Source organism: Proteus hauseri, from assembly GCF_004116975.1.
GTDB lineage: Bacteria > Pseudomonadota > Gammaproteobacteria > Enterobacterales > Enterobacteriaceae > Proteus > Proteus hauseri.
Map to the genome: position 1 here is coordinate 3,177,987 of NZ_CP026364.1, position 14,870 is coordinate 3,192,856.

Consider the following 14,870-nt stretch of genomic DNA (forward strand, 5'->3'; position numbering starts at 1 on the left):
TTTGTTTAATGATTAACCCTACAGATAAACTGATGGCGCAGTACTATAACGCTTTCAAGCCATAAAATTCAATTTTACTACTTCGCTATCAGTAAACTCACTATCAAAGCAGATAATATCTCTATTAACTATACTCTATAGTAACAAACAATTAGGAGGAAAAATCAAATGCAACAGCAATTAGAATTTTTTGATATTCCTAATCCATGTATTGGTCATTGTGAAATGAATATACAAGGGTACTGTATTGGCTGTTATCGTAATAGACAGGAGCGTTTTAATTGGGCAACTATGAATCAACAAGATAAAAGAAATGTACTACGTCTGTGCCGTCAACGTTATTTAAGAAGTGTACAAAAAATAATAAAAGAGACAGAAAGTGAAAATCAGCAATTAGATCTTTTTTAGTTCTATTATTTTTTTTAAAATTTAAAATAATAATATAGAGTATGAAACATCCTTGTTACTCGTTGGGTTTAATTAATTTCTGATATTCTATTTGTTTTAATAATAATAATATTATTTGAAATTATTTTAATTATAATTGGTTATAATCTCGTGAATTTTAAAGAGTTTATCATCCTCTTTGATATTGAATGAAATTATAATAACAATTATGTAAAAAAATATAGATTAGTTTTTATAACGAGGTTATTCTTTATAAAATTTAATTTTAGAAAAAGAAGAATGCTTAATTAAATCTAATGAAATAATTACCCAATATAATATATAGGATTGAAAACTTAATTGTAATAATGCAAATACTAAAGAGAATAGATAAGTTAAGAAAAGTTATTTTAAAAGTATTATCTGAAATTTTATAAAATTCTGACTCAGTATGCTAATTTAAGGAGGGATAAGTGGAATCAACATTAGGAGCAGATTTAGCGCGTTTAGTCCGATTATGGCGTGCATTGATTGATCATCGTCTCAAGCCATTAAAACTGACTCAAACACATTGGGTAACGCTGTATAACATTAGTCAATTACCTCCAGAGCAGTCACAAATACAATTGGCTAAAGCAATAGGAATTGAACAGCCTTCTTTAGTAAGAACTTTAGATCAGCTGGAAGAAAAAAAATTGATTTGCCGACACACTTGTGCAAATGATCGTAGAGCAAAAAGAATTAAATTGACCGCAGAATCAGAACCTTTTATTAAAGAGGTTTATACTGTTATCGAAAAAACACGCCAAGAAATATTAGGTGGCATTCAACAAGAGGAAATTGAAACGTTAGTTATTTTGGTTCAAAGATTAGAGAAAAATATAAATAGACTACACGACTAATTATTTTTAATTAAATATATGTCATCTAAGAATGAATGGGGCAAAGTATGCCACATAAATATTTTTGATGTAATTTATATTAATAATTTCTTGTTATAAGTGATTATGTGAAAAGTCATTATTAAGATAGTTATATTATTTTTCTGTGATTGATGGAATATCTAGTAGATATAAATTAAATATTCTAGAAAAAATAGGCAACGATAAAAAGTTGCCTATTTTTTATTAAGTTTAACGAGGTGAAACAGTTAAGTTATTGCCACTACCAATAACAGCAACACGTTGGCCTTGGCGATAAACTGTATTATCAGCTTTTTGTACCACTGCAACGGTTTTACCACTGTCTAAACGAACTTCAAGCTGAATACCTTTAGTTGTATTCAATGCGCCTTGAGCTTGTTGTCCTGCCATACCACCAGCGATTGCACCCGCGGCAGTTGCAAGATTACGTCCACTACCACCACCGATAGTGTTACCTAATAGTCCACCTAAAACAGCTCCGCCTACTGCGCCTAATAGGTTTTCATCACTGCCTGCTTGAATATTCACAGAACGAACTGAGACAATAGTACCATAAGTCACACTCTGAGCTTGTTTCGCTTGACTTGCACTGTATGTATCACCAGATAATGAATTGGTATTCACACAACCAGCAAGAGCGGTAACAGTAAACAGACCAATAAGTAAATGCTTAAACATAGTTACTCCTAATAAAAATCCGAGAAAAAACCCAGATAATACCAATATTGTTTAGTATAAGTTATAGCTTGTATTTTATGTATAGCGAGACTGATTTTAATCATATATGTCTTACTATATAGTAAAGCTAGATAGTAAACCCAGAAGAGATTTCTGAAAAAAGAAAATATAACATTATATGTTAAATTATTGCATCATCTTGATTATAAGGAAAAGAATATGAGGGCGGGACGGTACATCGGCGTGATGTCAGGCACAAGTTTAGATGGTGTTGATGTTGTACTGGCTGCAATAAGCAATAAATTTGTAGCACAACAAGCTAATTATTTTCTTCCTTATCCACAAAACTTGCGTCAGCGTATTCTTTCTATATGCCAAGGGCAACCCGTCACATTGCATGAACTAGGGGAACTCGATGCACAATTGGGTGAACTTTATGCCCAAGCCATCATTGGATTATTGTCAAAAGCAAAATTAAGTGCCAGTGATATTACTGCGATAGGTTGTCATGGGCAAACCGTCTGGCATGAGCCTGAAAGCCCAATACCCTTTACAATGCAAATTGGTGATAACAATCGAATTGCTGCATTAACTGGCATAACAACCGTAGGTGATTTCCGTCGTCGAGATATGGCTTATGGTGGACAAGGTGCACCACTTGTGCCCGCTTTTCATTTCGCAGTACTTGGTCATCCTATTGAAAAACGTATTATTTTAAATATTGGCGGTATTGCGAATATTTCACTGCTATTACCTGGTGTGGCCGTTAAAGGTTACGACACAGGACCTGGCAATATACTATTGGATAGTTGGAACTGGATCCATAATCAAACACCTTATGATGAGAACGGGCTATGGGCAGCGACAGGGACAGTAAATAAAACATTACTTAAAGAGATGCTGGCTGATCCTTATTTTTCTCGTTCTGCACCAAAAAGTACAGGGCGAGAATATTTTAATACACAATGGTTAAATTATTATTTAGCGCGAGTACCTAATGTTTTTCCTGAAGATGTGCAGGCGACCCTAGTCGAATTAACTGCAATAAGCATTGTTCAACAAGTTCAATTGAATGGGGGATGTGAGCGTCTTCTTGTTTGTGGTGGTGGTGCGCGTAATGGACAGATAATGCAACGACTAGCAGCATTATTACCGGGCACTGAAGTAGCTCCAACAGATAAATATGGCCTAAGTGGTGATGATATGGAAGCCCTTGCATTTGGGTGGCTTGCAGCACGCACTATTGCTAATGAATCAGGAAATTTACCTTCTGTAACAGGGGCATCAAGAGAAACTGTTTTAGGGGCGATTTACCCTACAAATCCCCGTTAAGCGTGATATGCTGAATGCAGTTTCTCAAAAGAGAGAGTGAAAAATGACTGAACTTGATTTTATTGATGTTGCTGACCTTCGCCGTGAATATATGAATGGTGGATTACGACGTCATGAGTTAACAGAAGAGCCTCTGGTTTTGTTTGAAAAATGGCTAAAACAAGCCTGTGAAGCAAGACTTAGTGATCCTACCGCAATGTGTGTGGCGACGGTTGATGAAACGGGGCAGCCCTATCAGCGTATTGTGCTGTTAAAACACTTCGATGAGAAAGGGTTAGTGTTCTACACCAACTTAGGTAGCCGCAAAGCGAGCCATTTAGAACATAACCAAAAAGTAAGTCTATTATTTCCTTGGTATCCGTTAGAAAGACAAGTGTGCTTTTTGGGTAAAGCAGAAAGACTCTCTTCGTTTGAAGTCATTAAATATTTTCATAGTCGCCCTAAAGATAGTCAAATTGCAGCTTGGGCATCGGCGCAGTCATCGCGTATTTCTGCGAGAGGCGTATTAGAAAGCAAGTTTATGGAATTAAAACAGAAATTTCAAAATGGTGAAGTGCCATTACCAAGTTTCTGGGGTGGATATCGTGTAACGTTTGATTCTGTTGAATTTTGGCAAGGAAGAGAAAACCGTTTACATGATCGTTTTATCTACCAAAAATCACCAGAAGGATGGGATATAGAGCGATTAGCGCCTTAATTGCGCGTTGATAAATTTTATCTCAAAAAGGCTTTTTCTACTGGTACTTAGCGTGGTAGCGCTTTATGCTATACCACTTATGTTTTACTTATATTTTAAATAGACAAAAAATAATAAACCGATGGAGTCATTGATGTCTAGCAAGAACCTAATCACACAATTGCAGGAGCGTGGGCTAATCGCTCAGGTCACGGATGAGGCAGCTTTAGTAGAGCGTTTGGAGCAAGGTCCTATCGCTCTCTATTGTGGCTTTGATCCTACCGCTGATAGCCTGCACTTGGGGCATTTGGTTCCTTTGCTGTGTTTAAAACGATTCCAACTAGCCGGGCATAAGCCTGTGGCGTTGGTGGGTGGTGCAACGGGTCTCATTGGTGATCCTAGTTTTAAAGCCACCGAGCGCAAACTGAATACCCAAGATACTGTTCACGAATGGGTAGAAAAAATTCGTCGACAAGTATCACCTTTCTTAGATTTCGACAGTGGTGAAAACAGTGCGGAATTAGCAAACAACTATGACTGGTTTGGTCAAATGGATGTGCTAACTTTCTTGCGTGATATCGGTAAACACTTCTCTGTGAACCAAATGATCAACAAAGAAGCGGTAAAACAACGTTTAAACCGTGATGATGTTGGTATCTCCTTTACTGAATTCGCCTATAACCTATTACAAGCTTATGACTTCGCATCATTAAATAAGCATGTAGGTGTTGAATTACAAATTGGTGGTTCTGATCAGTGGGGTAACATCACTTCAGGTATCGATTTAACCCGTCGTTTCAATCAGAAACAAGTATTTGGTATGACAGTTCCATTAATTACCAAATCTGATGGTACAAAATTCGGTAAAACAGAAGGTGGTGCGGTTTGGTTAGATCCTAAGAAAACGAGTCCGTACAAATTCTACCAATTCTGGATCAATACGGCTGATGCTGATGTTTATCGCTTTTTAAAATTCTTTACTTTTATGAGCATTGATGAAATTAATGCACTTGAAGAAGAAGATAAAAATAGTGGACAAGCACCTCGTGCACAACGTGTTTTAGCAGAACTTGTTACTCGCTTAGTTCATGGTGAAGAAGGTTTAATTGCTGCGCAACGTATCACAGACAGTTTATTCTCTGGTGCAATTGCAGACTTAACTCAAGCTGACCTAGAACAATTAGCGCAAGATGGTATGCCTACTATTGAGTTAGAAAAAGGTAGCGATTTACAACAAGCGTTGGTAAATGCAGAGTTAGTACCTTCACGTGGTCAGGCACGTACAATGATTGGCTCTAACGCTGTCGCGATTAATGGCGATAAGCAAGATAATCCTGAGTACGTTTTTGAAGAAAAAGATTTCTTATTTGGTCGTTACTCTATTTTACGTCGTGGCAAAAAACACTATTGCCTTGTCATTTGGAAGTAACTGACAGTCAAGGGCAGCCGATGTGTTGCCCTTTTTCTTGATAAAAATAAATAAATATACCTCGCCTATGATGATAGAGCTTGGGTGTTGTGTGTATTCACAATAATCGGTTTATGTCATGAAAAATATACTTTCTATTCAATCTCATGTTGTTTTTGGTCACGCGGGTAACAGTGCTGCTGAATTTCCAATGCGCCGTATGGGTGTTAATGTTTGGCCTTTAAATACCGTTCAATTCTCTAATCACACACAGTACCCAGAAAAATGGACAGGTTGCGTAATGTCAGCCTCACACATCACTGACATTGTGGATGGTATCGCCGCTATTGGTAAACTTGCGCAATGCGATGCTGTATTGAGTGGCTATTTAGGTTCAGCAGAACAAGGTTTACGTATTGTTGATATCGTTAAAAAAGTAAAACAAGCCAATCCAAATGCATGGTACTTCTGTGATCCTGTGATGGGACATCCTGAAAAAGGCTGCATTGTGCCACCTGAAGTCTCTGGAGTATTATGCGAAGAAGCATTACCTATTAGCGATATTATTGCGCCTAATTTACTAGAGTTAGAAACGCTCGCGGGTGGTAAAGCACTTCATAATGTTGATGAATGTGTAAAAGCGGCTCGTGAGCTTTGTCAACAGGGCCCTAAAGTCGTATTAGTTAAACACTTATCGCGTGCTGGTTATCGTCATGACCGTTTTGAAATGCTATTAGTCACAGCAGAACATAGTTGGCATGTTAGTCGCCCATTAGTGGATTTCGGTGAGCGCCAACCCGTGGGTGTCGGGGATTTAACAAGCGGATTAATGCTGGTGGATTTATTAAAAGGTGTAGAGCTATCAACGGCTTTAGAACACGTTGCCGCCGCAGTTTATGAAGTGATGTTAAAAACGAAAGAAATGAATGAATACGAACTGCAATTAGTTGCTGCTCAAGATCAAATGGTGCATCCAACTCATAAGTTCTGTGCAACACAATTAGATTGATTAACCAATGAGAAACGGAAGCGTAGTGCTTCCGTTTTTTTATGCTAATAACGTAATTATGGTTATATTGGCTATATTGCTTAAATATAGCACCAAGTTTTATTCTTTAATTAACCCCTCAGTAACGAGTGCACTATGGACATTAGGACGTTGTGCAATTCGTTTTAAATAATCTTGTAGATGGGTTAAATCGGTAATATCTAAACCAACATGTGGCGCCCATTGGCTAAGTGTAAATAAATAAGCATCAGCAACGGTAAAGTTGTTACCACAAATAAAATTATGCTTTGTTAATACTTCATCAACATAACGGAATTTGCCTTTCAGTTTTTCTTTCACTATCGGTACATAACTTTCTGGTGTATCTGGTGAAAATAGAGGGCCATAGCCTTTATGCACTTCACTGGCAAGAAAGTTTAACCACTCAATTTGGTGATAGCGCTCTAACGTTTTTGGTGGGGAAATTAAGTTTCTGTCAGGTTTTAAATCAGCAAGGTATTGCACAATAGCAACACCTTCAGTAAGAACATCACCATTATCTAATTGAAGTACTGGGACTTGCCCTTTAGGGTTAATACTCAGAAAATCTTTACCTGATTCGGTTTTTTTTGCTCGTAAATCAATACGCTCAATAGAAAAATCTAAACCTGTTTCACGTAAAACGATATGAGGGGAAAGTGAGCAACTGCCTGGTGCATAGTACAATTTCATATTGAACGACTCCCTATCAATGAGATGGCAATAATGATGCGGATATAAAATAATATCATCACTAAGTTAAGATGATAGGGGGTTCTGAAAAATTAGCAAATTCAAAATAGGTTAATAAAAAAAGCTTTTTGTAAATCTGTGAACAGTGATGTTAATTGATAAAATTTATAGAAATAATAATACTCCCCCGATTTAGATAATGACAATTATACCGGGAGATATCTAAAACTAATCTTCTAATGTTGGCAGGAAAGAGATATCAAGATAATATTTTTTAGGATTATTTTTATCTATATAAATAGTAATGAGATCTGAATTAATATAAGGAGAGGGATCAAAGAAAATATAGTCACTTTTATATCGAGTAATTCGGTTATTCAATTTATCGTGATGATCGGCAACGATTTGATAAGGTGATTGACGATTAATATGAACATACTGATTAAGAATAATATCAGTGATTTTAACCGTTAACGGTGTTCCTTCTCTTTTTAATCGTTTGTTTTTATTGTTTTTTCTTCTTATTATAACAAGAGGTATAAGTCCTATCGAAGTAAAAATTAAACCAAAAATAGTTAAGATTAGCCCCGGGCCGTATAAGCTAAAAAAACTATTAATTGATGCTTTCTGAGGATTATTAGGAAGATAAATAACAGGAACCTCATTACCAATACTATTGCGATAACTGCTACTGCCTGTAGTGGAACGAAAAGTAGTTTCTACATTTTTTTCAGTATTAAATTGAATAATAGGGAAGTAAGTTTCTTTATTATCAGAAGAACGGTCAATGCTGATATCAATAACAAGACCTGTTGTTTCTATACCATTTGTAATTAACTTTAATTCGGATTTAATTACAAATAATGCAATGATAATAATTCCTGCACCAATAAGAGAAAAAATATAAAAAAGGAAACTAAATTTCTTCATACATTACATCCACTGTTTAATATACGGCATTATTGTTTAATCAGTGAAAAGACTATAGGAAGATGTTTATAAATAAAAGAGGAAATTATCTATAATGAAGAAAACTAACAAAATGATTAATAAGTAAATATTGCTATGAAATAACAGCGAAAAAACAATGTGGTGTGAAAGTAACTGACAATTTGGCAAGATGAGAAAAAGAAAACCTCGAAAATGAGGTTCTCTTTTTAAAGAATGAAAATTATTTCAGTTCTAATTCATTCATTGCTGCGATGCTAAAGCCACCATCAACATGAATAATTTCACCTGTAATACCACCTGATAAATCAGAGCACAGGAATGCTGCTGTATTACCTACATCTTCAGTCGTTACTGTGCGACGAAGTGGTGTTACAGATTCACAATGGCTTAGCATTTTACGGAAGTCTTTAATACCTGACGCCGCTAATGTACGAATAGGGCCGGCAGAGATACCGTTAACACGAATACCTTCAGGACCCATTGCATTTGCCATATAACGAACGTTAGCTTCTAAAGAGGCTTTAGCCAGACCCATAACGTTATAGTTAGGAATTGCACGTTCAGCACCTAAATAGGTTAGGGTTAACAGCGCAGAGTTAGGGTTTAACATTTCGCGGCTTGCTTTTGCCATTGCAACGAAGCTGTATGCACTGATATCGTGAGCGATTTTAAAGCCTTCACGAGTGACAGCATTAACATAGTCACCGTCTAATTGGTCTGCTGGTGCGAAACCGATAGAGTGAACAAAACCGTCGTATTTAGGCCAAACTTTAGCAAGTTCTGCATACATTGCAGTGATACTGTCGTCTTGTGCGACATCACACTCTAATACAATGCTAGAATCTAATGATGCTGCAAATTCTTCAACACGAGGTTTGAGTTTTTCATTTTGATAGGTGAATGCAAGTTCAGCACCTTGGTCATGCATAGCTTTGGCAATACCATAAGCAATTGATAATTTACTAGCAACACCAGTAATAAGAATGCGTTTGCCGGTCATAAAGCCCATAGCTGTATCCTTGTTTTTTTTCGTAAATCGCGATAATAACATCATTCAGAATTTTATTTATCTGTTAGGTTATCACGCTTATTGTTAATAAACGTGGCTGATTCTACCACGACATTTGTAAAATTGTTTAATTTCCCTAGCACCTCCGAGGAGTTAAGGGAAAAGGGCGAAATAATGTGCAATATAAGTATTTCGATATTATTTCGCCCTTAAGCCAAATCTTGGCGCCAAGCTTCTGCTGACAAGGCTTCACCAAAATGACTTGCAACAAGACGGCGCGTTACTTCATGTAAAGGTGATGCAAGCACTTCAGCGGTATTGCCTCGTTCAACAACTTCGCCGTTATCCATAACTATAATTTTATCACTGATATGTTTAGTCATACCTAAGTTTTGCGTAACATAAATATAAGCAATATCATGAGTTTCTTGCAGTTCTAACATTAAGTTAATGATTTGAGAACGCAAAGACATATCAAGAGACGCTATTGCTTCATCAGCAATAATAACTTGTGGTTGTAAAATTAATGCACGAGCTAAAGCTATTCGTTGGCGTTGTCCTGATGCAAACATATGAGGGTAATAATTCGCATGTTCAGGTAACAGTCCTACTTGACGTAATGTTTGATAAATTCGTTTTTCTCGTTCTATCGCACTTAAATCAGTATTAAGGCGCAAAGGAATATCAAGGGTTTGGCCAATACGCTGACGGGGATTCAATGAGTTTGTGGGATCTTGAAATATCATCCGAATTCGCTGACTACGATAAGAATAATCGCCAAAACTGAGTTGATGCCCATTAATAAAAATTTCACCCTCAGTTGGCTCTGTAACGCCCGAAAGCATTCTTGCCAATGTTGATTTCCCAGAACCATTAGCACCAATAATGGCCAATGTTTGTTTAGGTTCAAGAGTAAAACTGACGGGCTTTACTGCAACATGCTGCTGACGACGAAAAAGCCCCGTACGATAGCGAAATGTTTTTGATAAGTTTTTAACTTCGAGCAATTTATCGAACATCTGTCGGCTCCACATTTAATGGAAAATGACAGGCTACAGAGTGATTTTTAAATAAACGCAAACGCGGTGCCTCAATACATTGACGTTGTGCATAAGGGCAGCGAGGCCCTAACCGACAACCAACCGGCAAATGTTCTAACGAAGGAATTGCACCAGGTAATGTATTTAACCGACTCTTATGGATGAGAGAGTTAGTAAAGTCAGGAATAGAACGGACAAGTGCTTGTGTATATGGATGATAAGGCGTAATTAATAGTTCATCTGGTACCGCGGTTTCGACCGTTTGACCACAATACATCACTGTAATTTTATTCGCCAACTTGCTCATCCATTGTAAGTCATGGCTAATCAAAAGAATGGTCATATTATTGTTTTGATTAAGGCGTGTTAATAAGCGAAATATTTGTGTCTGTGTCGCCGGTTCCATAGCATTAGTTGGTTCATCTGCGATTAATAATCGCGGTTGGTTTGCAATAGCAATAGCGATCATCACTTTTTGACACTCGCCCTCGGTGAGTTCATAGGGATAACTACGCATAATATCTTTATGATCTTTAATACCAACTCGATGCAATAATTCAATAGCGCGACGCTTACGCCAATGAAATCGCTGCCACCAATGACCTTTAAATGTCCAACCTGGAATAGCTTGAATTAACTGTTGTTCAATTTTTGTCGCAGGATCAAGACAAGATTGCGGCTCTTGAAATATCATCGACACATTATGACCAATAACTCGGCGGCGGGCTCTTGGTGATAGTTTTAGTAAATCAATATCATTAAAACGAAAACGGTCAGCAGTTACATTAATATTGTCTTTGGTCACACCACAAATGGCTTTAGCAATTAAGCTTTTGCCAGATCCGGATTCGCCGACTAAACCTCTTACTTCGCCCTCATTTAACGTGATAGATACGCGATCAACGGCTTTTACTGGACCATCAGGTGTCATAAATTCAATGGTTAAATTGCGGATATCTAATAATGGCATTATTCGACTCCTTCATTGATTGCACGCTGTAAACCATCACCTAATAGATTAACGAGTAAAACACTTATCATAATAGTCGCGCCAGGAATTAACACTGTCCAAGGAGCCACATAAATTAACTCTAGTGAATCTCCTAACATTGCGCCCCATTCAGGAGAGGGTAATTGGGCACCTAAATTAAGAAAACCCAAAGCGGTAATATCAAGAATAGCTATCGAGAAAGCTCGGGTTAGTTCTGATACTAAAACGGGCGTAATGTTAGGAAGCACTGTATACCATAAAATAGAGGTATTAGAAGCACCATCAAGCCGCGCTGCAATAACGTACTCTTTGTTTAGTTCATCATTTACAGCAGAGTAAATCATGCGGACTAAGCGTGGTAACAATGCTAACCAGATTGCTATCATGGCATGTTCTAAGCTGGTTCCTACAAATGCCACAACAATGATAGCCAACAATAATGATGGAATAGATAATAATGTATCTAAAATATGGTTCAACACAGCAGATTTTAACCCGTGGGTCATTCCTGCTAAACAACCAATAATTAATCCCATTAATGTGGCTGCAAATGTAACAATAAACGCACCACCAAAGGTTAAGCTCGCACCAATTAAGATCCGGCTAAAAACGTCTCTGCCTAAGTCATCTGTACCAAAGAAGTAGGAAACATTCCCGTTTTGATACCATGAAGGCGGTGTTAACTGATGTCCAAAAAATTGCTGATCAAGCGCATGAGGCGCAATATAAGGGCCAACGATGCTTAATACTAATAAGAAGATAACGCCATAGAATCCAACCATAGCAATAACATCTTTAGAAAAGCATTGCCAAATTACGTGCGCAGGAGATGGCGTTTTTTTCTCTTTATAAAATTGGCTATCTAAAGGCATATCCCACCTTATGTTTCATTGGATTACTCATCGCACCCACGATATCTGATAGCACGTTAACAATAATAACCATTGAACCTATTAACATTACACCCGCTGAAATCGCAGAATAGTCCTGTTGGCGGATCGCTGTGACTAACCAACGACCAAGTCCCGGCCAGTTAAAAACAATTTCTGTTACCATGGTAAGAGTTAACATAGTTGAGAACTGTAAGCCTAATTTAGGGATGATTGGCGGTAAAGCATTATGAAGGATATGACGCCGAATAATTGTAAAACGCGAGAGACCTCGCGTTGCGGCGGCTTTTACATAGTTTTCAGCCATGATTTCTTCCGTACTATTTCGCATTAATCTAATGACTTCTGTAGTTGGTGCAATGGCTAATGTTGTGACGGGTAAAACCAAATGCTGTAATACGTTGATTATCATTTGTTGACGATAAGGTGAATCAGATAACCATGCATCAACAAGTGCAATACCTGTCACGGTTTGCAGGTTATATAACAAATCAATACGCCCAGATACAGGAAGCCAGCCCAATTTTAATGAGAAAAAGAGCGTTAATAATAGAGCTAGCCCGAAAACAGGGACAGAAAAACCTAATAAAGCAAAGTTACTAATCAAAATGTCGGCAGATTTATTACGCCAAACACCAGCAATAATACCTGCAGGAATGCCAATCAATAGCCCAAAAATAAAGGCAAGGGTGCAAAGTTCCATCGTGGCAGGAAGCGCTTCAATCAGTTGAGCTCGAATGGGTTCGCCATTAATGGACGATATTCCAAAATCAAAATGGATCATGTTGTGAGTGTAAAAAATATAAGCATCAGCAAGAGATGCACCACTCAATGGGCCATTAGGCGTGTAATAGCTTAAGCTAAAGCTGACGAGTGACAGTAAAAACAGCGTCACAATGAGTAAAAGTAATCGACGTATCGAATAGATAATCATGGATTGTTCGTCGCCTCTTTGCTGCGATAGTACTCATCAATTTCAGCTTCTCGATAAACACCCGCAAAAGAAGCATTACCAAATGTACTTAATACAAGTCCTTTAATATCATAACGATAAGCTTGCATACGTAAAGAGTTTGCTAAAGGTAAAACGGGTAATTCTTGAGCTAAGATATCTTGTGCTTGATGATAATAGTCCATACGAGACGCTAACTGTTGACTATAAAGCGCTTTTTTTAATATTTCATCAAAATCAGGTGAACACCAATGGCTTAAATTAGTTTGTGAACTTATCGCAGCACAACTAAATAGTGGGCGGAAAAAACTATCTGGGTCATTACTATCAGTCGACCAACCTGATAATGTCATATCATGAGTTCTATCCATCATCGTTGTTTCTTGATAACGCCCCTCAATAGGACGAATATTCATTTTAATACCGACTTGTGCTAAATCAGCTTGTATCAACTCTGCCATTTTTAATGGACTAGGGTTGTAAGATTGCGATGTACTTGGTACCCAAAGATTTAATTTTAGATCTTCAAGACCTAACTCTTTAAGAATTTGTTTAGATTTTTCAGGATTATATTCTGTAATTTTAGCGCGATTATCATAGGCCCAAGAAGCGCGAGGAAGTACCGAAGCTGCGGTTTCTGCGGTGCCATAATAAATTGATTCCATTAATCGTTCATTATTAATAGCATAAGCAATAGCTTGGCGGACTTTTAAATCATTTAGTGGTGGTTTGCTGGTGTTAAATGCTAAATAGGCGATATTCATCCCAGAGCGTAATGTTAATCTTAGCCGAGGGTCATCGCGTAAAACTTTTAGCTGGCTAGCGGCTGGATAAGCTAAAACATCACATTCGCCCGTTAATAATTTAGAGATACGTCCTGTGCCTCCTGCGCCCATATCAATCACAATTTGCTGCATTTTAGGTTTGCCTTTCCAGTAGTTATCATTCCTAAAAAGTCGCACAAATTGACCGGCTTGATATTCATCAAGTAAAAATGGCCCAGTACCCACGGGTTTCCAATCAAGTTGTGACTGGGTTCCTAAATCAACAAGGTTTTTTGCGTATTCAGCAGAAAGAATCGGCGCGTAATGAGTTGCTAAATGCCATAAAAAAGAAGCATCAGGCTCTTTTAGACTAAATTCAACTGTATATTGGCCTAATTTTTTAATTGACTGAATATTATTGGCAAAACTCAAACTATCAAAATAGGGGTACTTACCGCCATTCACTTGATAAAAAGGATTTGTAGTATCAAACATGCGTTCAAAACTAAAAATCACATCATCAGCCGTTAATTTTCGTGTTGGTTTAAACCACTGTGTTTGTTGAAAAGAGACATTTTTACGTAAATAAAAGCGGTAAGTTGCGCCGTTATCAAGAGCTTCCCATCGAGCTGCTAGTTCAGGAATCAGTCGATAAGTATAAGGATCGACATCTAATAAGCGGTCGTAAAGCTGTGCAGCGAGGGGATCAATAATTAATCCACTACTTGATAATTGAGGATTAAATGTATTTACACTGCCATCTATGCAGTAAACAAAACCATTTTGATGAATTTGAGCAGGTTCTTGTTCTACCGATATCACTTGCGTCATAGGGGCTGCATTAGCTGTAAAAGTTATGCATAAAGAGGCGATTAGCATAGTACTAACAAGTAAAATAGGGCGCATAAATAATGTCTTTTATAGAAACGATTTTGCTATTGTAACTTAAAAAACTTTCTATCCCCAAATTGTCGAAAAACAAATTGAGAAAAATTCTCAATAAAAAGCTTTACAAATGCTAATGATAAGGATTATCATCCGTATTGTCCTTCAGCGGTAAAGAGGTTTTCTGCTGAAGGAACGACATTGCTCACATTGCTTCCAGTATTTTTTTACTAGCCAGCTCGGGTGCTGGCTTTTTTTTTGCCT

15 protein-coding genes are annotated in these 14,870 nt (G+C 37.4%); 6 read left to right on the top strand and 9 right to left on the bottom strand.

Annotated features, from left to right (window positions below):
- The first annotated feature begins 168 nt into the window (after window positions 1-168).
- Both PH4a_RS14490 and slyA read left to right on the top strand, forming a co-directional pair.
- Entirely contained in the window at window positions 169-408 is a 240-nt protein-coding gene (locus PH4a_RS14490; RefSeq protein ID WP_129040700.1) for a DUF1289 domain-containing protein, read from the top strand.
- Between the two features lie 452 nt (window positions 409-860).
- Entirely contained in the window at window positions 861-1,289 is a 429-nt protein-coding gene (slyA, locus tag PH4a_RS14495) for a transcriptional regulator SlyA (protein ID WP_064719761.1), read from the top strand.
- Between the two features lie 231 nt (window positions 1,290-1,520).
- Here slyA and PH4a_RS14500 read toward each other — a convergent pair whose 3' ends face one another.
- Window positions 1,521-1,988: an outer membrane lipoprotein gene (locus PH4a_RS14500; protein WP_129040702.1), complete on the bottom strand. Its 468-nt coding sequence runs from the start codon at window positions 1,986-1,988 to the stop codon at window positions 1,521-1,523.
- A gap of 219 nt (window positions 1,989-2,207) precedes the next feature.
- Here PH4a_RS14500 and anmK point away from each other — a divergent pair, with 219 nt between their 5' ends.
- The 4 genes from anmK to pdxY all read left to right on the top strand — a co-directional run bounded on the left by anmK (window position 2,208) and on the right by pdxY (window position 6,413).
- Window positions 2,208-3,320, top strand: coding sequence for an anhydro-N-acetylmuramic acid kinase (gene anmK, locus PH4a_RS14505; protein ID WP_129040704.1), 1,113 nt, complete (start codon window positions 2,208-2,210; stop codon window positions 3,318-3,320).
- Window positions 3,321-3,363: 43 nt separating this feature from the next.
- Window positions 3,364-4,017 carry a pyridoxamine 5'-phosphate oxidase gene (gene pdxH / locus PH4a_RS14510; protein ID WP_129040706.1) on the top strand — a complete coding sequence of 218 codons (654 nt, stop codon included), beginning with the start codon at window positions 3,364-3,366 and terminating at the stop codon, window positions 4,015-4,017.
- Between the two features lie 133 nt (window positions 4,018-4,150).
- Window positions 4,151-5,425: a tyrosine--tRNA ligase gene (gene tyrS, locus PH4a_RS14515; protein WP_129040708.1), complete on the top strand. Its 1,275-nt coding sequence runs from the start codon at window positions 4,151-4,153 to the stop codon at window positions 5,423-5,425.
- A gap of 118 nt (window positions 5,426-5,543) precedes the next feature.
- Window positions 5,544-6,413 carry a pyridoxal kinase PdxY gene (pdxY, locus tag PH4a_RS14520; RefSeq protein ID WP_129040710.1) on the top strand — a complete coding sequence of 290 codons (870 nt, stop codon included), beginning with the start codon at window positions 5,544-5,546 and terminating at the stop codon, window positions 6,411-6,413.
- A gap of 99 nt (window positions 6,414-6,512) precedes the next feature.
- Here pdxY and gstA read toward each other — a convergent pair whose 3' ends face one another.
- From gstA to sapA, 8 genes are all read right to left on the bottom strand, one after another.
- Window positions 6,513-7,124 carry a glutathione transferase GstA gene (gene gstA, locus PH4a_RS14525; RefSeq protein ID WP_129040712.1) on the bottom strand — a complete coding sequence of 204 codons (612 nt, stop codon included), beginning with the start codon at window positions 7,122-7,124 and terminating at the stop codon, window positions 6,513-6,515.
- Window positions 7,125-7,352: 228 nt separating this feature from the next.
- Window positions 7,353-8,054, bottom strand: a complete 702-nt coding sequence (locus PH4a_RS14530; RefSeq protein WP_129040714.1) for a DUF3592 domain-containing protein — start codon at window positions 8,052-8,054, stop codon at window positions 7,353-7,355.
- Window positions 8,055-8,295: 241 nt separating this feature from the next.
- A complete protein-coding gene (fabI, locus tag PH4a_RS14535) occupies window positions 8,296-9,084 on the bottom strand; it encodes an enoyl-ACP reductase FabI (RefSeq protein ID WP_064719769.1) in 789 nt (262 codons plus the stop codon).
- 209 nt (window positions 9,085-9,293) lie between these two features.
- On the bottom strand, window positions 9,294-10,103 hold the full coding sequence (sapF, locus tag PH4a_RS14540; protein WP_064719770.1) for a putrescine export ABC transporter ATP-binding protein SapF: 810 nt from the start codon (window positions 10,101-10,103) through the stop codon (window positions 9,294-9,296).
- Window positions 10,093-11,094, bottom strand: a complete 1,002-nt coding sequence (gene sapD / locus PH4a_RS14545; RefSeq protein WP_129040716.1) for a putrescine export ABC transporter ATP-binding protein SapD — start codon at window positions 11,092-11,094, stop codon at window positions 10,093-10,095. Before sapD ends, sapF begins: the two co-directional genes overlap by 11 nt.
- Window positions 11,094-11,987 carry a putrescine export ABC transporter permease SapC gene (sapC, locus tag PH4a_RS14550; protein ID WP_064719772.1) on the bottom strand — a complete coding sequence of 298 codons (894 nt, stop codon included), beginning with the start codon at window positions 11,985-11,987 and terminating at the stop codon, window positions 11,094-11,096. Before sapC ends, sapD begins: the two co-directional genes overlap by 1 nt.
- Window positions 11,974-12,939: a putrescine export ABC transporter permease SapB gene (gene sapB, locus PH4a_RS14555; RefSeq protein WP_129040719.1), complete on the bottom strand. Its 966-nt coding sequence runs from the start codon at window positions 12,937-12,939 to the stop codon at window positions 11,974-11,976. The genes sapC and sapB overlap by 14 nt, the downstream gene beginning before the upstream one ends.
- Window positions 12,936-14,627, bottom strand: coding sequence for an ABC transporter substrate-binding protein SapA (gene sapA / locus PH4a_RS14560; RefSeq protein WP_129040721.1), 1,692 nt, complete (start codon window positions 14,625-14,627; stop codon window positions 12,936-12,938). Before sapA ends, sapB begins: the two co-directional genes overlap by 4 nt.
- Between the last annotated feature and the right edge of the window lie 243 nt (window positions 14,628-14,870).